This is a genomic window from Oceanospirillum sp. (assembly GCF_982874595.1).
In genome coordinates this window covers 227,231-248,449 of record NZ_CEYNZH010000001.1, presented here as the reverse complement: position 1 = coordinate 248,449, position 21,219 = coordinate 227,231, and the positions used below count along the sequence as shown (strand labels likewise).

The following is a 21,219-nucleotide window of genomic DNA, read 5'->3' as shown; positions in this document are numbered from 1 at the left end:
CAATCAAAAAAGTTGCCGCAAATACTAGGGGGAATAACCCTCGGAAACAAGGAAAGAGACGTCAGCCCGGCTTGCATGAGGCTGGGTATAAGATAGGAATCACAAGAGGGTGTGGATAACGGGCTGGCGTGGATAAAAAAACGGCCCTTAAGAACCTGAAGAGCCGGGATTCAGTAGAAAGGCTATCTGTGGCGACTGACAGCCTATAGCGACTAAGCAGCCTGCATTATGGACGCAGGGTTTCACCGGTCAGCAGATTACGAATGGTACTTGGCTGACCCAGCCCCCCCAGTTCACCGGATAAAACAAAATCCAGACGATCATCAAAGTAGGTGTGGATATCTTCTTCACTCAGGGCAGGATCTTCTCCCGCCGGATTGGCCGAGGTGGACACAATAGGCCCGCCAAAGGCTTCACACAACGCCTGCACCAGAGGATGCGCCGTTACCCGCATCGCCACCAGCGGATGCTGGCCTTTGATCAAAGCCGGTACTTTTTCCGAAGGAGGCACTAACCACGTATTTGCGCCGGGCCAGGTGTGAGTAAGTTGTAACTTTTTCTCATGGGAAAGCTCTTCCATAAAGGAAGTATCCATATAGGGCAGCACCTGTTCATAACTCGCCGCGATCAGAATAACCCCTTTAGCGGGATCCCGTGATTTCAGTGACAACAGCTGTTCCATAGCGTCTGTATTATGCGGATCGCATCCCAGCCCCCATACCGCTTCGGTGGGATAGGCGATCACTCCACCCTGTTTCAGAGTATCGGCAGCTTGCTGAATCAGTTGTTTGTCCACGTTGTTCTACCTGCTTATGTCGGAGTCAAATATAGCCTGCGGCAAAAAATCGAGAAATCAGTTCCAAAAAGTCGGTTTGCCTCACTCCTTTCAGGCGGGCGAAAAATTAACCAAGGCGTCTTGGAGATGCAAGCGAAACCGTTCTGATGACGCTCCAATAGATAAGCGGGCCAGGGATAAGTTCCGCTCCGACAAAGCACTTAAGCAGTCTGCCATCGCCCTGCGTTCTGGTTTAGAAACCCCTGCATCTCCAGCATCAGACAATGCTGACTGATCTGTGAGGTCTCCATCTGACAATGCAGCACCAATTCATCCAGATTTCCTGCGCCCGCCTTCACCGCCTGCCAGATCTGATAGGCCTCCGGGGAGTTAAATTCCTCGGGGCTGCGATCTGCAGGTCGCTGACATCTACTGCCTGAAGCAGCTTGTTTACTGAAAAGAGATGTTTGTGGATCAACAGCGGCTGAACAGATCTGTTCAGAACGAGCCGGATAAACAGGCATCGAGACGGCATTCTGCAACCAGTGACTCAGCTCCTCATGCATATCCATCACGGTTTCGGTCAGTTTCGCTCCCTGCTTAATCAGCTGATGGCAACCTTTGCTCTGGGCCTGATGAATCGAACCCGGTATGGCAAAAACTTCACGCCCCTGTTCGCTGGCAAGTCTGGCGCTGATCAGAGAGCCGCTTTTCAGGGCTGCTTCAACCACCAGAAGCCCAACGCTTAAACCGCTGACAATACGGTTTCGCCGGGGAAAGTTTGGCCCCCTTGGTGGCGTACCCAAAGGGTATTCGCTGACCAGCAAACCGGCATCGGCTATAGCCTGTTGCAGACTTTTATGATGAGCGGGATAACAGCGATCAATTCCGGTACCTAATACCGCAAGGGTTTTACCATTAGCCTGCAGAGCGCCCTGATGAGCGGCTGCATCGATGCCTTCGGCCAACCCACTGGTAATGGTCCAGCCCAGTTCCGTTAACGCACCGGCAAAAGCTCTGGCATCCGATAACCCGATGGCCGTAGGACGCCGGGCACCGACAATGGCTAACTGGGGCTTGTGCAGAAGTTCGGCATCTCCCTGCAGATAAAGCAGCAGGGGCGGGTCTGATATTTCAGATAGCAGATAAGGGTAGTTGCTCTGCCCTAACGCTAACAGCTGGCGGGTTGGATTCCCCTGCAGCCATTCGAGCACACCATCCCGCTCCGGCCAGACCAGAGCATCACTGAAGGGATTGGCGATCCGTTGCTCAAACAGATGCCGTTCCGCCAGAGGTAAACGCTTCTGACCGCTTAAGGCTCTGATCGCCAGTGTCCAGAAAGCCTCTTCAGAGGGATCCATATCTTCCTGAGCGGCAAAAGCCAGTAACGCCTGAACACCCACCGGCCCCAGCCCCTTAATGAGCGAGAGGGCCAGAAAGCGCAAGCTGGTCAGAAGCTGATCATCTGAGGGGGCTGAGCATAAAGAGGGGGTTTCAGCAGACATCCTGTCGCTCCTTCTGCCAATCCTTAGCAGTCATACATTTAGCAGTTATAGATTGTTGTAGCAGTTATAGATTGTTGAGCCGGATCAGAGGCCCGATATCAAAAATCGGGCGTGATCAGCTGATCGCCAACACCAATCGGCTTCTTCGCTTCCATCACCAGTGCATAACTCACCTGCTTAAAGGTACGGAACACCATCAGCTTACCGGTCTCTTCCGGTGGTAATTCGATCAGCTCTTCCGTCCGAACATCCTTTACAGGCGATCTTTTCTGCTTAATGGTAAGCACATTACCCGGAACTAGTCGGTTGGATTGCCCCAAATTAATAGCAACGACCGCATTGCTACCGGCATAGCGAACACCAGACAGCACGGAGATAATCTCTCCCTGTACCCGACGGGCTGGCGCACTTGGGAAGAAGGTTGCTGGTGTTTCACCACGATCCTTCAGTGTGACCAGATCATTGTCACGGATCTCTTCACGGGCCTGCACCACGCGCATTACCGCCACATCATCACTGGCGGATTCCTGCTGCAGCGTGGCGATATACTTCAATTCAATCCCCAGTAGCTGCTGATCACCGGCAAGATCGGTTGCCAGATACGGTCGTTGCTGACGATAGACCAGGAAACGGGTGCCATCCTGAGCTTGCTCCGCTTTGCGGACATACACCAGATCACCAACACCGGTCACGATACGGCCATCTTCAGCACCCAGCACGTAGGCGCTTGCCTGAACCTCCTCTTCGCTGAACACCTGATGCCGCTCAATAAAGGGTTCTATGGTTTTCAGGGGGATCGCCGGAACGGCCTGACGGTAACGGGTAATACGAATACCGGGAGACAACTTCACCACGCCGGGTTTCTGACGCTCAATTCGGGGTAGGCCCTTTTCGTCATAGATCAGCGCCAGCCGGTCACCGGGGTAGATAAGATCAGGGTTCTCAACCTGAGGATTTTCCCGCCACAACTGCGGCCACATCCACGGATCTTTCAGAAAGAGCGCAGAGATATCCCACAAGGTATCACCGGGCTTAACTTCATAATATTGTGGTGCATCGGTTCTGAGGCTGTTTTGCCCTATCAAGCGAGTTGTTGCGTTTTCAATCGCTGCCCCTGCCCAGGAAACTGACTGAGCCAGGCTGGAGGTTGAAGCCATCCCCAGGACCGCTACTGACAGACCTGAAACCAGAACGCCTTTGATCAGCATTCGTAGTGGCGTCATTCGCCCAAAAGTCGGGAGAGAAGGTAAATTGGATGGCTTGTTCATGCTGTTTTCCTTTTGCCAAGCCGGCTCATTCCGAATGGTCAGTGTGAGCGCTAAAATCTGAGTACCGAAAGAATTACCATTGCTCAATCATGGCTTTCAGAGTTGGCTTATTCCACTCAAGAGATTGCCCCTAGGGAACCTCCCCCCTACAATACCAGTCAAATTTTCCGGAAGCAGCTATTTGCCCTGTTTTCAGAACAAAATTATCCGGACAGAGTCAGCCCGCCACCGGCTTATTGATGCAGGTTATTACTGATGCGTCTCTGTCCCAGACAGTATTGATAAAGGCACACGCCATGGCAGTTCTTGAAATTCTTGAGTACCCGGATACCCGCCTGCGCACGGTTGCGCAACCTGTTGCTGTAGTCGACGATAGCATTCGTAAAATCGTTGACGATATGTTCGAAACCATGCTGGATGCCAACGGCATCGGTCTGGCAGCCACTCAGGTCAACATTCATCAGCAGATTATTGTGATCGATGTTTCTGAAAACCGTGACCAGCCGTATGTCCTGATCAATCCGGAATACACGCCACTGGATGATGAAACCGAGATGATGCAGGAAGGCTGCCTTTCTGTGCCGGAATACTATGCCGATGTAGAGCGCGCGCTGCGTGTTCGCCTTAAGGCACTGGACCGTAACGGTGAACCCTATGAGCTGGAAGCCGATGGTCTGTTAGCACACTGTATTCAGCACGAATGTGACCACCTGCAAGGCAAAGTCTTTGTTGATTACCTGTCCAGTATGAAGCGCAACCGTGTGCGCAAACTGATGGATAAGCGCCATAAAGACCAGAACCGTTAAGAGCAGTACGCTGCTTTCTCAGGCCAGCTTTAGCTGGCCTGTTCTGTTTCTGATCACTGCTTACCGATGAATTGACCGTATTCTGGAGCCTCACCGATGTCATCCGATTCTTTGCGTATTATTTTCGCCGGAACCCCTGAATTTGCTGCCCGCTCTCTGGCTGCATTACTGGAAACCCGTCATGAAGTTGTAGCGGCTTACAGTCAGCCGGACCGCCCAGCGGGCCGTGGCCGTAAACTGGCACCGACTCCGGTTAAAGCGCTGGCACTGGAACACAATATTCCGGTACATCAGCCGGTATCTCTGCGGGATGAAGAGGCTCAGCAGATCCTGGCCAGCCACAATGCAGACCTGATGGTTGTGGTGGCTTACGGTCTGATTCTGCCGCAGGTGGTACTGGATACGCCGCGCTTGGGCTGCATCAACGTACACGGTTCTCTGCTGCCTCGCTGGCGCGGTGCCGCACCGATTCAGCGTGCGATCTGGCAGGGCGATAAAGAGAGCGGGGTCACCATCATGCAGATGGAAGCCGGTCTGGACACGGGTCCTATGCTGCTGAAAACCCGTCTGGATATCGCCGCCGATGAAACCGCTCAGACACTGCACGACAAACTGGCAGAACAGGGCGGAGAAGCTCTGAAACAAGCCGTTGATGCTTTGGCAGAAGGCAGCCTGACTCCGGAAGTACAGGACGATTCGCTGGCGAACTATGCTGAGAAACTGAGCAAAGCCGAAGCAGAGATCGACTGGGCTAAAGATGCGGCCTTTATTGACCGCTGTATTCGCGCTTTTAATCCCTGGCCAGTGTCCTGGACAACCCTTAACGGAGAAACTGTCCGTATCTGGCATGCAACACCTGAAACCGGGAACAGTGAGCTAGCACCGGGCACCGTCATCAGTGCCGACAAAACGGGGCTACGTATCGCCTGTGGCAAAGGTGCCCTGTGCATCAATAATCTTCAGCTGCCAGGCAAAAAAGCACTTTCGGTTGTGGATATCTTAAACTCAGGTAAAGGCCTGTTTGTGGCTGGTGAAACCTGCTTAGGTGAGTAACCTGAATTTATTGTACTGAGTTGATTGAATAATCCGGCCTCTGCATTTTGCAGGGGCTTTTTAGCAGATTACGGCGGTATTTTTTATGGCTCGTCCCAATGTTCGCGTTGCAGCAGTTCAGGCGCTCTTGCCTGTGGTTACCCAGCAGGACTCCCTCTCTACCAGTTTACCGAAGCAGCTGGATAAAGTGCCTGATCAGGATCGCGGGCTGCTGCAGGAGCTCTGCTTTGGCACGCTTCGCTGGCTGACTCAGCTGGAAGGAGTGCGCAACCAGTTACTGGAAAAACCCTTCAAAGCCAAAGACCGGGATATCGATCTGCTGCTATTGGTCGGCCTTTACCAACTGCACTATATGCGGACTCCTGCTCATGCCGCTATTAATGAAACCGTTCAGGGGGCTGTGGATATCAAAAAGCAGTGGGCCAAAGGGGTACTTAATGGTTGTCTGCGCCGTTTCCAGCGGGAAAGTGATGCTCTGTTGGCAGAACTTGAGCGTTCAGATGCAGCGCGTCTGGCGCATCCGAACTGGCTGCTGAACCACCTGAAAGAAGACTGGCCGGAGCAGTGGCAGGCTATTGCCTGCGCCAATAACCAGCACCCGCCGATGACCCTGCGGGTTAATCACAGTAAGGGTGAGCGTGATCAGTATCTGGCTCAACTCAAAGATGCCGAGATAGAAGCAAAAGCCTGTGACTACTCCCCCGATGGTATTCAGTTGGAAAAAGCGCTGGATGTAACCTCATTGCCAGGCTTTGCTGCTGGCGAGATCAGCGTGCAGGATGAAGCGGCACAGCTGTCGGCTCAACTGCTGCAGCTGGAACCGAATCAAAGGGTGCTGGATGCCTGCTGCGCCCCAGGTGGTAAGACGGCACATATTCTTGAGCGGGAACCAACCGCTTATGTCGTGGCGGTTGATAGTGAAGCGCGTCGCTTACAGCGTGTGGAAGAAAACTTCGAACGTCTTGGACTGAATGCCGAGCTGCATTGCTCTGATGTTACCGACCTGGATAACTGGTGGGATGGCGAATTATTTGATCGCATTCTGTTAGATGCACCCTGCTCGGCTACCGGCGTGATCCGTCGTCACCCGGACATTAAATGGTTACGCCGCAAAGCCGATATTCCTGCGTTAGCTGAGCTACAGCAATCTATGCTGCAGCTGCTCTGGAAAACGCTTAAACCGGGGGGCATCCTGGTTTATGCTACCTGCTCGGTTTTATCCATGGAAAATTCAGGGAATATCCGACAGTTTTTAGCCGCGTCCGATGCCTCTCTGATCGGACCTCAGGCTGCACCTTTTGGTATTGATACCGGCTTTGGCCAACAATTGTTGCCACAGCCCCAGGGACACGATGGTTTCTTTTACGCCGTACTGCAAAAGCCTGAACATTAGAAATACTAACCTGCCTGCAGAATCATTGCCGGCAGACAAGGCGGAAACCAAAAGCGGAATTAACTGAGATCTGATAATGAAGATTATTATTCTGGGTGCCGGCCAGGTTGGTGGCACTCTGGCTGAAAACCTGGCCATTGAAGAAAATGACATTACTGTGGTCGATACAGACGGTGCCCGTTTAAGAGAGTTACAAAACCGTTTTGATATCCGAACAGTGCAGGGCAAAGGCTCCTACCCCAATGTTCTGCGTCAGGCCGGTGGCGAAGATTGCGATATGCTCATTGCGGTAACCAACAGTGATGAAGTCAATATGATCGCCTGTCAGATCGCCTTCACCCTGTTCCGCACACCGACCAAAATAGCTCGTGTTCGCTCAAACGCCTATTCCGGCCGTAAAGGTCTGTTTGGCGCGGAAGCGATTCCGATTGATGTTCTTATCAGCCCTGAACAGGTGGTAACCAACCATCTGAAACGACTGATTCAGTATCCCGGTGCCCTTCAGGTGCTCGACTTTACCGGTGGTGTGGCTCAGCTGGTTGCTGTTCGTGCCTACTACGGCGGCCCGCTGGTGGGGCAGGAGTTAGGTTACCTGCGCCAGCACATGCCCAATGTGGATACCCGTGTTGCGGCAATCTATCGTCGTAACCGCCCGATCATCCCGCAGGGTGATACCGTCATTGAGGCGGATGACGAAGTCTTCTTTATTGCTGCCCGCCACAACATTAATGCGGTGATGAGTGAGCTACGTAAAGTCGATCATCAATACAAACGCATTATGATCGCCGGTGGCGGTAATATCGGTGAGCGTCTGGCGGAAGCGCTGGAACACGAATATCAGGTCAAAATTATTGAATACGGTCTGCCCCGCTGTCAGGAACTCTCTGAAAAACTCGACCGTACAATCGTTCTTCACGGTAGCGCGACCAGCAAAGACCTGCTGGTGGAAGAAAATATCGATGAGGTCGATATTTTCTGTGCCCTGACCAACGATGATGAAGTCAACATCATGTCCTCTATGCTGGCAAAGCGTCTGGGCGCGAATAAGGTGCTCACCCTTATTAATAACGCTGCGTATGTTGATCTGGTACAGGGTGGCGAAATCGATATCGCCATCTCACCTCAGATGGCCACCATCGGCAGCCTGCTGACCCATGTGCGACGGGGGGACATCGTTAACGTACACTCCCTACGTCGGGGTGCCGCTGAAGCGATTGAAGCCATTGCCCACGGTGATGAGCGCAGCTCTAAAGTGGTGGGTAAAGCGATTGAAGAGATCGATCTGCCGGATGGCACCACCATTGGTGCTATCGTCCGTAATGGTGAAGTCATCATCGCCCATGATGATGTGGTCGTTCAGCAGGATGATCACGTCATCATGTTCCTGGTGGATAAACGTAAAATTCGCGAAGTTGAGCGCCTGTTCCAGGTGGGCCTCACCTTCTTCTGATGCCTCAGATTTGCTGACAATAATCTGCTAACGATGAATAAACGGTCACTATGAATATTGTTATTACCATGCGCATTCTGGGGCTGCTGCTGATGCTGTTCAGCATCACCATGATGCCTTCTATTCTGATCTCGGCATTCTATAAAGATGGGGCGCATCTGGCATTTATCACCGGTATGTCGATCACCTTCTTCACCGGTTTTTTTACCTGGATGCCGGTTCGGCGGGAGCGTAAAGAACTGCGCACACGGGATGGCTTCCTGGTGGTGGTACTCTTCTGGACGGTACTGAGTCTGTTCGGTGCGATCCCGCTGTTTCTGGCAGATAACCCCCATCTGAGCTTTACCGATGCCGTATTTGAATCAGTTTCTGGTCTGAGTACCACAGGGGCAACGGTGATTACAGGCCTCGACAGCCTGCCGGAATCCATTCTCTTCTACCGACAGCTGCTACAGTGGTTGGGCGGTATGGGTATCATCGTATTGGCGGTCGCCATTCTGCCGATGCTCGGCATTGGTGGGATGCAGCTCTACCGTGCCGAAACGCCGGGGCCGGTTAAAGACAACAAGTTAACGCCTCGTATCACCGAAACAGCAAAAGCCCTCTGGTATATCTATCTGACCCTGACCGTACTCTGTGCCGTAGCCTACTGGATTGCAGGCATGAGCCTGTTTGATGCTATCGGCCATAGCTTTGCGACGGTGGCCATTGGGGGTTTCTCAACCCATGATGCCAGCATCGGTTACTTTGACAGCCCAGCCATCGAGATGATCGGCATCGTCTTTATGCTGATCTCAGCGGTGAACTTCTCTCTGCACTTTCTCGCCTGGCGGGAACGCTCCGTCAGGAACTACTTTTACGATCCGGAATTTAAGTTCTTTATCTTCCTGATCGGGCTGACAGCCATCAGTACAATCGGCGTGCTTTGGATTACCGATACCTATGAGCTACCGGATTCAATTCGCCATGGCTTATTTGAGGTGGTATCGGTAGCCACAACAACAGGTTTTGGTGTGGCGGACTTCTCTCAGTGGCCCAGTGTTCTTCCCTTTACACTATTCCTGGCAGCTTTTGTCGGAGGCTGCGCCGGCTCTACTGGTGGTGGTATGAAGGTGATGCGCATCCTTCTGATTCTGAAACAGGGTATCCGTGAGATTAAGCGCCTAGTACACCCTAACGCTATCATCATGGTTAAGCTGGGTGGACGTAGTGTACCGGACCGGGTGATTGAAGCCGTCTGGGGTTTCTTCTCGGTTTATCTGATGCTGTTTGTGGTGATGCTGATCGGTTTACTGGCAACAGGACTGGATCAGATTACCGCCTGGTCTGCTGTGGGTTCTGCTCTGAATAACCTTGGACCAGGTCTTGGGGATGTCGCATCCCACTATGGCGATATCCCCGATACCGCTAAGTGGATTCTGATTGTGGCGATGCTGCTGGGCCGACTCGAGATCTTTACTCTGCTGGTACTCTTTACACCGATGTTCTGGCGACGGTAAGTAAGACAGCAATCAAAAAAGGCCGGTATTTCAGTCAGAAACACCGGCCTTTTTTATGGGGCTGATGACTCAGGAAAGCTCCCGGGCTTTATAAAGCTTCTTCTCGCCCTGAGGGCGTCTTTTAAAGCGCTTGTATTCCCATTGATACTGGTCCGGAGCCAGCATAACCAGCTGCTCAACGGTTCGGTTCATAGCCGCAACAGCTTCAACCTCATCAGGACTATAAATCCCTTCATCCGCATCAATAAAATGGATATTAAAGCCTTCACCATTCGGCAAACGCTCTGCAAAACCAGCAACAACTCTGGCCCCGGTTTTACTAATCAGACGGGTGACCAGCTTCGGAGAAAAGGCCGGTATCCCCATAAAGGGCGCAAAAACTCCACCGGAGAGATCATCTGGCTCCTGATCTGGAAGATTACCGACAATAGCTCCCTGTTTAAGCAATTTCAGAAGCACAGCTACACCCTTGATATTCGCCGGAACCATATTCATACCAGCACGACATCTCCCTTCATAAATAATACTATCTAAGCTGTCCTTATTCTGAGGGGCGTACATTGCAGAAAACGTGTAGTGATGGTTGATAAAATGCCCAAATAACTCCCAGTTACCAAGGTGCGGGCCCATAACAATAACGCCATGCCCCTTAGCGTACACATCGTGAACTCTATCAAGTCCATGTACTTCCCTCACCGCACCTATAATTTGATCCAAAGGCGCCATCCAACACCAGCCAAACTCCAGGCCCGTTTTCATCGTTTCCTGAAGGCTTAAACGCACCTTTTTCTCAAGTTCATCTGCGGACAGCTCCGGGTAAACCAACGACAGATTTTTACGAGTAATTTTGGCCGACTTGGTATTATTGCGATACATCAAATCACCGAGCCAGTCTCCCCATTTCTGCAACCGCGCCAATGGCTGCCGACTCAGAAAACGGAGCACAACACCGGTCAGGTGCTGTTCCAGAAAACGCTTTATCCAGTTATTAATCTTCTTCATCGTGTCAGGCGCTCTTTTTCTGTTTGATTGCCTGTTCTATCATGGTGAACTGCTTATCCAATGCCCCCCGATTGCTTTTTACAACAGCCAGTGCTTTTTCACCAAGCTCAAGTCGCAGATCCGGCAATTCCACTAAAGGGCGCAGCTGGGCAAAAATATCCGCAGGATCAGAACAGCGAATCAATGCGTTATTCTGGTCAAACGTTTCTGCAACATCCGCAAAGTTAAACAGGTGGCCACCGGATAAAACTGGCTTTCCCAGCGCCGCAGGTTCAAGCAGGTTATGCCCGCCAATCGGCATCAGACTACCGGCAACAAAGGCGATATCGGATGCCGCATACATCAGCATCAGCTCTCCCATGGTATCAGCCAGTAATACCTGATCACTCTCTTCAAAAGCGTCATCACGGGAACGGCGCTTGTAGCTAAGTTCCTGACTTTCGATCAGGCTGGCGACATCATCAAAGCGCTGCGGGTGCCTTGGCACAAGAATCAGTACCGCGTCGGAATGTTCCTCAAGCAATAATTTGTGAGCTTCCAGAAGCCGCTCATCTTCACCGGCATGGGTACTGCCTGCAACCCAGACAGGCCGTTCACCAAAGAGAGCCTCTTTAAGCTGTTCACCTTCCTCAGTGAGACCCGGATCTGGGGTTATATCGAACTTAATACTACCGGTCACTGTGACCTTAGCTGCCGGAGCACCCAATTCAATAAAACGCCGGGAATCTTCCGGTGACTTAGCCGCAATGGCATAGATATCCGCCATCACTTCTTCGGTAGTTTCCTTAAACTTCAGATAGCTCTCCATCGACTTTTCTGATAATCGACCATTGGCAAAGACGATAGGAATCTGCCTCTGATGGCAACCGTGAATCAGATTCGGCCAAATTTCGGTTTCCATAATGATTGCTACTTCCGGTTTGATACCGTCCAGAAATCGATTGGCAAACCAAGGCAGATCCAACGGAATCATTAACTGAATCCCCTTCCCTTTCAGGGCTTTTCGAGCCTGCCGGGCTCCTGTAGCCGTCATGGTAGTGACGACCAACAGGTGTTGATCATACTGCTGCAACAAACGATCAATCAGCGGAGTCGCTGCAATCACTTCGCCTACCGAAGCAGCATGAAGCCAAATGACCGGTTTGATCGGCAAGCTTGGGGTATACCCCAAACGCTCAGAGAAATGGTTCAGTTCCGTCGTTTCTTTTTGCGCCTTCCAGAGCAGAGCAGGTGATAAAAGCGTCAGAATAGTACTGTAAAGGCCGCGGGTAATCTTCATAAACTATGCAGTTCCGGTTTCAAAATCATTGATCGTCAGTTGCGACGCTCAAAGAGATCAGCTCTGTGAGCTGCTTGCAGGGTATTCGATCATTAAACGATCGATAGTTTTTATTACGTCATCCGTTTGGATAAGCTCCATCGCGTGAGGATGACGAACACGCTGCCCCCATGACAGCTCCTCAACGGACTTATTCAGGTAGGTGCGAGCAGCATCCGGATACTTATCCACCACCCACTGCTGCCACTTATAGGGGCCGGTACGGTGAACATTGGATGTAGCAAATAAACCAACAACCGGAGTATTAACCGCATTGGCAAAATGCACGGGGCCGGAATCAGGAGCAATAACAAGAGATGCCCGCTGAATCAGAGCAACCAAGCCTTGCAGAGAAGTCTGAGCGACCAGGTTAAGAACAGGGGTTGTCGCCCGCTCCATAATTTCCCTGGCGTAGTAATGCTCAATATCACGGTTTCCGCCAGTGATGACCGCCTTAATACCATGCTGCTTATAAAGGTGTTCAACAACCGCGACATAGCCTTCCAGGGTCCAGTTACGAAAATTACGCGCCCTTTGGCTCGAACAGGGAGAGATCACCACGTACTGATCACAAGGGCATTTTTGCTGTGCTTCGGCAACAGCTTCTTCCGAAACAGGTAGCTCCCATTGCATATCTGACGCTTGTGCTGGAGCCACACCCAAAGCATCCAGAAAGTCATAAAACCCTTCAACGACATGGCCTTTATCCCGTGATGCTATGCGCTTATTGGTAAATAACCACTGCCAGTCTTTGGCTCTTTCTTTATCAAAACCCAACTTTATCTTTGCTTTAATACCCACGGAAAGTACTGAAGCACGAAGGGCCGCCTGCATATGCAGCAAGAGATCAAACCGGGTATCCGATAGCTGTTGCCAAATCGCTTTCATCCCCTTAATACCAGTGGATTTGTCATAGACAATAAACTCGACCCCTGACAGCCCCTTGAGTAGACTGTGCTCCGCCTTACCGGTAACCCAAACAATTCGGGTCTCTGGCCAAACCTGCTGCAATCTTTTAACAACAGGGACGACATTAGATACATCACCTAACGCCGACAGCCTTAAAATACAGATTGTCTGGGGTGGTGTTTTCCGGAAATGAGACATGACCATCGAGATATATTCCTCCAAGAAGCAGCACATTCTATATGATGCTGATCACCTGTCACAAATTGATGGCACTTTCTTTGATCCTTGTTTATGGAAGCAACAAGGCCGTCTCACTGAACCCAGTGGTGGACGTGGTCAGGCTTTCTTTATTGAACACCCAAACGGCGTTCATTATCTGCTGCGCCATTACCGCCGGGGCGGGCTGGTCGCTAAAATCAGTCAGGATAAATACTGGTTTATCGGACTGGAGAAGAGCCGCCCTTTTCAGGAATTTCGGCTGACATACGACCTGCATTCAGCGGGACTGCCTGTCCCCCGACCTTTAGCAGCTCGAGTCACGAGAACCGGCCCTTTCTATCAGGGTGACCTGATCACAGAAAAAGTCCCTCAGGCGAAACCCTTCGCTGAGTTTTTACTTGAGGCGGACCAACACAGTCTTTGGCAAAAGGTTGGCGCCATGATTGCGGCTTTCCACCAATGGGGGCTTAACCACGTAGACCTTAACGCCAATAATATTCTGGTAGATCGCCACTCCAAGGTTTGGCTGATCGACTTGGACCGCTGTAAAAAGATGCCAGCTTCCGGAGACTGGCAACAGGGCAATCTGAATCGACTGAAACGCTCAATCAGGAAATTAACACACCAAGATGTTTCAGAAACACACTGGAATAGCTTACAGGCAGGCTACAACAGTTAATGCTTTGCAACATTAAATCTGTATTTCTTACGGGTTATTAATCGTCATGTTGTGATTGATCGGTTATATTGATCACAACTTTTAAAACGATTAATTATTAGATAATACGGATATTATGTTTAACAGTCTCCTTGTCTCCGCTATCACTTGCGTAGCATTATCACTTCCTGCCATTAGTTCCGCTTCTTCACAAATGTCTGATTCCAGCTTTGCCAGCGATCTGGGTAATGGCTATAAAAGTTTCTACAGCCGAGAACAACTACCCTGGTTAGGCAAAACACTTCTGGCAGGCGGAATTCTGGCAAATACTGATCTGGACCAGGAAATTCAGGACAGTTATAACCGTCACATTCTTTCAGAAACCACTAATGATTTTGCTGATAATGCCAAAGTGATCGGCGACCCTGAAACGACTCTTTTATATTTCGGTCTCGCAGCCGTAAATCGTCTGGCTTGTGAACGTGACTGTGGAGCCGTCCCTGAATGGGGAGACCGAACCGCTCAAGCGCTTCTCGTTGGTTTGCCTGCAGTTTGGGCTTCTCAGGCAATTCTAGGTGGCGCCCGTCCCCATCATGATGAAGGATCTGGCTGGTCTATTTTTGAGTTAAAACGCGAACATGCAGTCAGCGGCCATGCATTTACCGGTGCCGTCCCGTTTCTCACAGCAGCTCAGATGGCCGATAATTACTATGCCAAAGCAACATTTTATGCACTATCTCCGCTGACAGCTCTCTCGCGAGTCAATGACCAGAAACATTATTTCTCTCAGGCATTAATGGGATGGTTATATGCTGCAAAAGTTACAGAAGTAATTAACAGCGACCTACAGCCGGAAGATACCGTTGTGCTACCCTATGCCGACGAAGATACTGTGCTGTTAAGCGTGATTAAGCCGTTCTGAGAACATCGGACGGTAAAAACTAATAATCAGCGGAAAAAGCGGCCTTCATGGCCGCTTTTTTCATGTCTGTTGCTTAATGTCCACTACATAGAGCCGCGGTCAAAATGTATACTTGATCGCTTATAAAAATTCATTAGCGCATTGATGGTGGCTAACTGAGATGAACCAAACTACGCCAGACGTACAAACTTTTCAGGGCCTGATTCTGGCCCTGCAACAATACTGGGCCAATCAGGGTTGTGTTGTTCTGCAGCCACTGGATATGGAAGTGGGTGCCGGTACTTTCCACCCTGCGACCTTCCTGCGCTCCATCGGCCCTGAAACCTGGAACGCAGCCTATGTGCAGCCTTCCCGTCGTCCGACCGACGGACGCTATGGTGAGAACCCGAACCGCCTGCAACACTACTACCAATTTCAGGTGGTGATGAAGCCATCGCCAAAGAACATTCAGGAGCTGTACCTGGGCTCTCTGCGCATGATGGGCATCGACACCAACGTACACGATGTGCGTTTTGTAGAAGATAACTGGGAATCACCGACTCTCGGGGCCTGGGGCCTGGGTTGGGAAGTGTGGCTGAACGGTATGGAAGTGACTCAGTTCACTTACTTCCAGCAGGCCGGTGGTATCGAATGTTATCCGGTAACCGGTGAGATCACCTATGGTCTGGAACGTATCGCCATGTACATCCAGGGTGTGGACAGCGTTTATGATCTGACCTGGACCATCGATCCGGACGGCAACAAGGTGACATACGGCGACGTATTTCACCAGAACGAAGTGGAGCAGTCGGCATTCAACTTTGAGCACGCTGACGTGCCGATGCTGTTCAAAAACTTCGACCATTACGAGTCCGAGTGCCAGAAGCTGCTGGCGCTGGAAACCCCGCTGCCACTGCCCGCCTATGAGCAGGTACTGAAAGCATCCCACACCTTTAACCTGCTGGATGCGCGCCACGCGATCTCGGTTACCGAACGTCAGCGTTACATCCTGCGTGTTCGTACCATGGCTCGTGATGTGGCCAACGCCTACTTTAAAGTGCGTAAGGATCTGGGTTTCCCGCTGGCACCTGAAGCCCTGCGTGAAGAAGTTCTGGCTCAGTTCAAAGAGGAAGAGGCATAAGATGGCTGAAGTACGCGATTTTTTAGTTGAACTGGGAACAGAAGAACTGCCACCAACAGCATTGAAACGCCTGTCTGATGTCTTTGCTGAAGGTATTAAAACAGGTCTGGAAAAGGCTGATATCCCATTTGCTGAAGTAAAAGCTCTGGCAACCCCCCGTCGTCTGGCGGTTCAGGTTAAGGCGCTGGCTGTAGCTCAGCCGGACCGTGAAATCCAGCGTCGTGGCCCTGCACTGCAGGCGGCTCTGGATACAGACGGCAAACCGACCAAAGCTGCAGAAGGCTTTGCCCGCTCCTGCGGTGTAGCGTTTGATCAACTGGAAAAGCTGGAAACAGACAAAGGCACCTGGCTGGTTTTCAATACGGTGCAAAAGGGTACTCAGACCGCAGACCTGCTGCCGGAACTGGTGAGCAAATCCATCAGCCAGCTACCAGTGCCCAAGCGTATGCGCTGGGGTGCAAGCCGCACGGAATTCTCACGCCCGGTACACTGGCTGGTAAGCCTGTTTGGCAGTGACATAGTGGACATGGAAGTACTGGGTCTGAAAGCAGGCCGTACCACCATGGGTCACCGCTTCCACCACAATGAGAGCATCGAACTGGCTTCCACCGAAGGTTACGTGGAAACCCTGCGAAGTGCTTTCGTTCTGGTTGATATGGAAGAACGCCGTGACACCATCCGTAAACAGGTGAACGAAGAAGCCTCCAAGCTGGGTGCGGTAGCCGAGATCGACGAAGATCTGCTGGACGAAGTAAACGGTCTGGTAGAGTGGCCGGTTGCACTGACCGGCTCATTTGAAGATCGCTTCCTGGAAGTACCTGCTGCCTGTCTGATCTCTTCTATGAAAGAGCACCAGAAGTATTTCCACCTGGTGGACAATTCAGGCAACCTGAAGCCAAACTTTATTACGGTATCCAATATCGTCAGTAAAGATCCGGCTCAGGTTATTGCCGGTAACGAAAAAGTGATCCGTCCCCGTCTGTCTGATGCCGCGTTCTTCTTTGAAACAGACAAGAAGAAACCGCTGGCCGAGCGTATTGATGCCCTGAAAACCGTGACCTTCCAGAAGCAGCTGGGCAGCATCTACGACAAATCCCAGCGAGTCAGCCAGGTCGCTCAGTTTATTGCTGAACAGATTGGTGGCGACAAAGCCAAAGCACAGCGCGCTGCGGATCTGAGTAAGTGTGATCTGGTCACCGAAATGGTACTGGAGTTCACCGATCTGCAGGGCATCATGGGTGCACACTACGCGGCTAACGATGGTGAAGATGCTGAAGTTGCTCAGTCTCTGAATGAGCAGTATATGCCGCGCTTTGCCGGTGACGAACTGCCTGCGACCCAGACCGGTATGGCGCTGGCCATTGCCGATCGTATCGACACCCTAGTAGGTATTTTCGGTATCGGACAGCGTCCGACCGGTGATAAAGACCCGTTTGCACTGCGTCGTGCCACCATCGGCATCCTGAGCATCCTGGTGAAGAACAAGCTGGATATCGACCTGAAGGCACTGATCGAGCTGAGCATTGCGCAGCATGGTGATCTGCCGAAAGCGGAAGGTCTGGCAGATGACGTTCTGAACTATATGCTGGATCGCTTCCGCGCCTGGTATCAGGCCGAAGGTATTCCAGTGGAAACCTTCCTGGCAGTTCGCTCCCGCCCCGTGAGCAACGCGTACGACTTCGACCGTCGTGTGCAGGCCGTAACCGCCTTCAGCAAGCTGGAAGAAGCAGAAGCGCTTGCTGCCGCCAATAAGCGTGTTAATAACATTCTGGCGAAGCAGAACTACCAGGGCGATGCTAAGGTTGATGCCTCACTGCTGGCAGAAGATGCTGAAAAAGTACTGGCTGAGCAGGTCGCTGCGAAACAGGCAGAACTGGCTCCTTTGTTTGCTGCGGCAGACTATCAGACAGCTCTGAACAGCCTCGCAAGTCTGCGCAGTGCTGTTGATAGCTTCTTCGACAATGTGATGGTGATGGCCGATGACGAGCAGGTTAAAAATAACCGTCTTGCTCTGCTGGCGTCCCTGAGCAGCCTGTTCCTAGAAGTTGCAGATATCGCCTTGCTTCAGCAGTAAGCACCACCGCTGACTCAGCGAGAGTCGCTTTACTCACAAACTGTATCCTGTTTTACATTTTGTGGTTGTTAAAGCAGGAAAAGAGCCGTATTTTTACGGCTCTTTTTTTATCTCTGATAATGACTCAAACAACCTACTCGACAGAATACGACTATCACCATGACTAAACTGGTTATCCTCGACCGTGACGGTGTTATCAACCTGGATTCCGATGCTTTTGTAAAGAACGCTGAAGAATGGATCCCTATCGAACCCAGCATAAAAGCTATCGCGCGCCTGAATAAAGCGGGATACCAGATTGCTGTTGCCACTAACCAGTCCGGTCTTGGGCGCGGGCATTTTGATCAGGCTGATCTGGATGCTATGCATGACAAAATGACGGCCCTGGTTGAAGCGGAAGGCGGACACTTTGCCACCATCAAGTATTGCCCCCACAAACCGGATGAAGGCTGTGAATGCCGTAAACCACTTTCAGGTTTGATTGATCAGATTACGGAAGAGCTCAACATTCCCTCCCTTGAAGGCTGCTATATGGTTGGGGATAGTTTACGGGATCTGCAGGCTGGCGAGGCCCGAGGCTGTCAGGCTGTTTTGGTGAAAACCGGTAAAGGTGAGAAGACACTGGCAGCCAATGAGGGTCTGGAAAATGCGCTGGTATTCAATCAGCTGGCAGACTTTGTCGATTGGCTTCTCAACAAAGATGAATAGTTGAACGCCCTTGGAAATGTCAGATACAAAAAAGCAGCCTTCGGGCTGCTTTTTTGTTTTCCGGTGTTTAAACGAAATATTTGATTAAACGTCCAGATTCTCAACGGTCAGAGCATTCGTCTCGATAAAGTCTCGGCGTGGTTCTACTTCATCGCCCATCAGGGTAGTAAAGATCTGATCAGCCGCTACCGCATCCTCAATATTAACCCGCAGCATTCGACGGGTATCAGGGTCCATAGTGGTTTCCCAAAGCTGGTCCGGGTTCATCTCACCCAGACCTTTATAACGCTGAATACTGAAACCACGGCGTGCTTCACCCAGCAACCATGTCAGGACATCGGAAAAGCGGCTGGCATCGTGCTTACGCTCTCCACGCTGAATAAAGGCACCCTCTTCCAACAAACCGTCCAAGCGGCCTGCAAGTTCGCTGATCGCTTTATAATCCTGTGACTTAAAGAAGTCCAAACCAAAGCGATAATCGGTCGGCACACCATGAGCAACGATTGTCACTTCGGGCAGATAAACGCTGCGTTCACTATCATGGGCAACACGCCACTCAAAGCGCATAGCCGGGTGGCGACCAGCATTCTCTTCCAGAACAGCTTTAAGCTGATCAATCCAAGCCTGAACTTTAGTTTCATCTGCCAGAGCGGCATCATCCAGCAGAGGCAGATCAAGCATCTGATCCAGAACAGGCTGCGGATAGGCCCGATACAGACGGGTTATACGGCGAATCACATCCTGATAACTGGAAACTAAACTACCTAAACCTTCACCACTGATACCCGGTGCCTGCGGATTGACATAAAGAGCTGCACCATCCAGAGCCGTGTTGGTCAAATACTCTTCCAAAGCCAGTTCATCTTTCAGGTATTGCTCATGCTTACCGCGCTTAATTTTATACAGCGGTGGTTGAGCAATAAAGATATGGCCCCGTTCGATCAACTCCGGCATCTGGCGGAAGAAGAACGTCAGCAGCAGTGTACGAATGTGAGAACCATCCACGTCAGCATCCGTCATGATGATAATGGAGTGATAACGTAGCTTGTCCGGATTAAACTCTTCACGACCGATACCGCAGCCCATTGCCGTAATCAGTGTGCCTACCTCAGCAGATGACAGCATCTTATCAAAACGGGCTTTCTCAACGTTCAGGATCTTACCTTTCAGTGGCAGAATCGCCTGAGTTTTACGATTACGTCCCTGCTTAGCAGAACCGCCTGCAGAGTCACCCTCCACCAGGTAAAGTTCAGACAGGGCCGGATCTTTCTCCTGACAATCCGCCAGTTTGCCCGGCAGACCGGCGATATCCAGAGCCCCTTTACGTCGGGTCATCTCACGGGCTTTACGGGCTGCCTCACGGGCACGGGCCGCATCCAGCATCTTATTGACGATTGCTTTGGCTTCGTTAGGTTTTTCCAACAGGTAATCCGCAAACAGGCGCCCCATCTCCTGCTCAACCGCAGACTTCACCTCAGAGGAAACCAACTTATCTTTGGTCTGTGAGGAGAACTTAGGGTCCGGAACTTTAACCGAGATAATCGCCGTCAGGCCTTCACGAGCATCTTCGCCGGAGGTATTGGCCTTATCTTTCTTAACCTTGGGGTCTTGTTCGATGTAGCTGTTCAATGTACGGGTCAGAGCTGCACGGAAACCTGCAAGGTGGGTACCACCATCACGCTGCGGGATGTTATTGGTAAAGCAGTAGATGTTTTCCTGGTAGGAATCATTCCACTGCAACGCCACCTCAACCCCCACACCATCTTCACGTTCAGTAGAGAAGTGAAAAACATCGTTCAACGCAGTCTTATTCTGATTCAGATAACTAACAAAGGCACTCAAACCGCCTTCATATTTAAAGTTATCCGTGCGACCAGAACGTTCATCCAGCAGTGTAATGCTGACACCTGAGTTCAGGAAAGAGAGTTCACGCAGACGTTTTGCCAAAATATCGTAGTGGAATTCTACGTTGGTGAAGGTTTCTTCAGACGGGTGGAAGCGGGTCTCTGTACCGGTTTTGTCAGTCTCACCGATCACTTTCAGTGGTTCCTGAGGCACACCGTGCACATAAACCTGTTCGTGCACCTTACCGTTACGCCAGATAGTCAGCGTTAGTTTTTCAGACAGAGCGTTTACTACAGAAACACCTACGCCGTGCAAACCACCGGAAACCTTATAACTGTTATCGTCAAACTTACCGCCAGCGTGTAACACCGTCATAATTACTTCGGCAGCTGACACACCTTCTTCTTCATGCATATCCACAGGAATACCACGGCCGTCGTCTGATACGGTGATCGACTCGTCCGGGTGGATAATAACTTTAATATCAGAACAGTGTCCTGCCAGTGCCTCGTCGATCGAGTTATCGACCAATTCGAACACCATATGGTGCAAGCCAGTTCCATCATCGGTATCGCCGATATACATCCCTGGACGCTTACGAACCGCATCGAGACCTTTAAGAACCTTAATGCTGGATGAATCGTATGATTGTTCGCTCATATCCTGTTCCTGTGTTTTACAGCTAACCCGATACC

Annotated in this window: 17 protein-coding genes; 10 read left to right on the top strand and 7 right to left on the bottom strand. The window is 51.1% G+C overall.

Annotation, left to right across the window (positions count from 1 at the left end; genetic code table 11):
* Positions 1-226 precede the first annotated feature (226 nt).
* From tsaC to AC4GL5_RS01090, 3 genes are all read right to left on the bottom strand, one after another.
* Positions 227-796 (bottom strand): L-threonylcarbamoyladenylate synthase type 1 TsaC, encoded by a 570-nt coding sequence (gene tsaC / locus AC4GL5_RS01100; RefSeq protein WP_490380937.1) that lies wholly within the window; start codon positions 794-796, stop codon positions 227-229.
* A 200-nt stretch (positions 797-996) separates the two neighbouring features.
* Positions 997-2,280, bottom strand: coding sequence for a DNA-processing protein DprA (gene dprA, locus AC4GL5_RS01095; RefSeq protein WP_490380936.1), 1,284 nt, complete (start codon positions 2,278-2,280; stop codon positions 997-999).
* Between the two features lie 98 nt (positions 2,281-2,378).
* Complete coding sequence (locus AC4GL5_RS01090; RefSeq protein WP_490380935.1) at positions 2,379-3,548, bottom strand: LysM peptidoglycan-binding domain-containing protein; 1,170 nt, start codon at positions 3,546-3,548, stop codon at positions 2,379-2,381.
* A gap of 296 nt (positions 3,549-3,844) precedes the next feature.
* On the opposite strand from AC4GL5_RS01090, the gene def reads away from it, so the two are divergent.
* From def to AC4GL5_RS01065, 5 genes are all read left to right on the top strand, one after another.
* The gene (def, locus tag AC4GL5_RS01085) at positions 3,845-4,354 is read left to right on the top strand and encodes a peptide deformylase (protein ID WP_490380988.1); all 510 of its coding nucleotides are present in this window, start codon (positions 3,845-3,847) and stop codon (positions 4,352-4,354) included.
* Between the two features lie 96 nt (positions 4,355-4,450).
* Positions 4,451-5,407 (top strand): methionyl-tRNA formyltransferase, encoded by a 957-nt coding sequence (fmt, locus tag AC4GL5_RS01080; RefSeq protein WP_490380934.1) that lies wholly within the window; start codon positions 4,451-4,453, stop codon positions 5,405-5,407.
* Positions 5,408-5,492: 85 nt separating this feature from the next.
* Positions 5,493-6,800: a 16S rRNA (cytosine(967)-C(5))-methyltransferase RsmB gene (rsmB, locus tag AC4GL5_RS01075; protein WP_490380933.1), complete on the top strand. Its 1,308-nt coding sequence runs from the start codon at positions 5,493-5,495 to the stop codon at positions 6,798-6,800.
* A gap of 76 nt (positions 6,801-6,876) precedes the next feature.
* Positions 6,877-8,250, top strand: coding sequence for a Trk system potassium transporter TrkA (trkA, locus tag AC4GL5_RS01070; RefSeq protein WP_490380932.1), 1,374 nt, complete (start codon positions 6,877-6,879; stop codon positions 8,248-8,250).
* Positions 8,251-8,300: 50 nt separating this feature from the next.
* Positions 8,301-9,749 (top strand): TrkH family potassium uptake protein, encoded by a 1,449-nt coding sequence (locus AC4GL5_RS01065; RefSeq protein WP_490380931.1) that lies wholly within the window; start codon positions 8,301-8,303, stop codon positions 9,747-9,749.
* A gap of 69 nt (positions 9,750-9,818) precedes the next feature.
* Here AC4GL5_RS01065 and AC4GL5_RS01060 read toward each other — a convergent pair whose 3' ends face one another.
* From AC4GL5_RS01060 to AC4GL5_RS01050, 3 genes are read right to left on the bottom strand one after another with little or no spacing between them, the layout of a single operon-like run.
* A complete protein-coding gene (locus tag AC4GL5_RS01060; RefSeq protein ID WP_490380930.1) occupies positions 9,819-10,751 on the bottom strand; it encodes a lysophospholipid acyltransferase family protein in 933 nt (310 codons plus the stop codon).
* A gap of 4 nt (positions 10,752-10,755) precedes the next feature.
* On the bottom strand, positions 10,756-12,030 hold the full coding sequence (waaA, locus tag AC4GL5_RS01055) for a lipid IV(A) 3-deoxy-D-manno-octulosonic acid transferase (protein ID WP_490380929.1): 1,275 nt from the start codon (positions 12,028-12,030) through the stop codon (positions 10,756-10,758).
* Positions 12,031-12,087: 57 nt separating this feature from the next.
* The gene (locus AC4GL5_RS01050) at positions 12,088-13,182 is read right to left on the bottom strand and encodes a glycosyltransferase family 9 protein (RefSeq protein WP_490380928.1); all 1,095 of its coding nucleotides are present in this window, start codon (positions 13,180-13,182) and stop codon (positions 12,088-12,090) included.
* Between AC4GL5_RS01050 and AC4GL5_RS01045 the strand changes: the two genes are divergently transcribed.
* The 5 genes from AC4GL5_RS01045 to gmhB all read left to right on the top strand — a co-directional run bounded on the left by AC4GL5_RS01045 (position 13,175) and on the right by gmhB (position 18,679).
* Positions 13,175-13,876, top strand: coding sequence for a 3-deoxy-D-manno-octulosonic acid kinase (locus tag AC4GL5_RS01045; protein WP_490380927.1), 702 nt, complete (start codon positions 13,175-13,177; stop codon positions 13,874-13,876). The two genes, AC4GL5_RS01050 and AC4GL5_RS01045, sit on opposite strands and share 8 nt — an antisense overlap.
* A 115-nt stretch (positions 13,877-13,991) precedes the next feature.
* Positions 13,992-14,777 (top strand): phosphatase PAP2 family protein, encoded by a 786-nt coding sequence (locus tag AC4GL5_RS01040; RefSeq protein ID WP_490380926.1) that lies wholly within the window; start codon positions 13,992-13,994, stop codon positions 14,775-14,777.
* A gap of 160 nt (positions 14,778-14,937) precedes the next feature.
* Complete coding sequence (gene glyQ, locus AC4GL5_RS01035) at positions 14,938-15,897, top strand: glycine--tRNA ligase subunit alpha (protein WP_490380925.1); 960 nt, start codon at positions 14,938-14,940, stop codon at positions 15,895-15,897.
* A 1-nt stretch (position 15,898) separates the two neighbouring features.
* Positions 15,899-17,971: a glycine--tRNA ligase subunit beta gene (gene glyS / locus AC4GL5_RS01030; RefSeq protein ID WP_490380924.1), complete on the top strand. Its 2,073-nt coding sequence runs from the start codon at positions 15,899-15,901 to the stop codon at positions 17,969-17,971.
* A gap of 159 nt (positions 17,972-18,130) precedes the next feature.
* Positions 18,131-18,679 carry a D-glycero-beta-D-manno-heptose 1,7-bisphosphate 7-phosphatase gene (gene gmhB, locus AC4GL5_RS01025; protein ID WP_490380923.1) on the top strand — a complete coding sequence of 183 codons (549 nt, stop codon included), beginning with the start codon at positions 18,131-18,133 and terminating at the stop codon, positions 18,677-18,679.
* A gap of 84 nt (positions 18,680-18,763) precedes the next feature.
* On the opposite strand, the gene gyrB is transcribed toward gmhB, so the two are convergent.
* On the bottom strand, positions 18,764-21,184 hold the full coding sequence (gyrB, locus tag AC4GL5_RS01020; protein ID WP_490380922.1) for a DNA topoisomerase (ATP-hydrolyzing) subunit B: 2,421 nt from the start codon (positions 21,182-21,184) through the stop codon (positions 18,764-18,766).
* Positions 21,185-21,219: the final 35 nt, after the last annotated feature.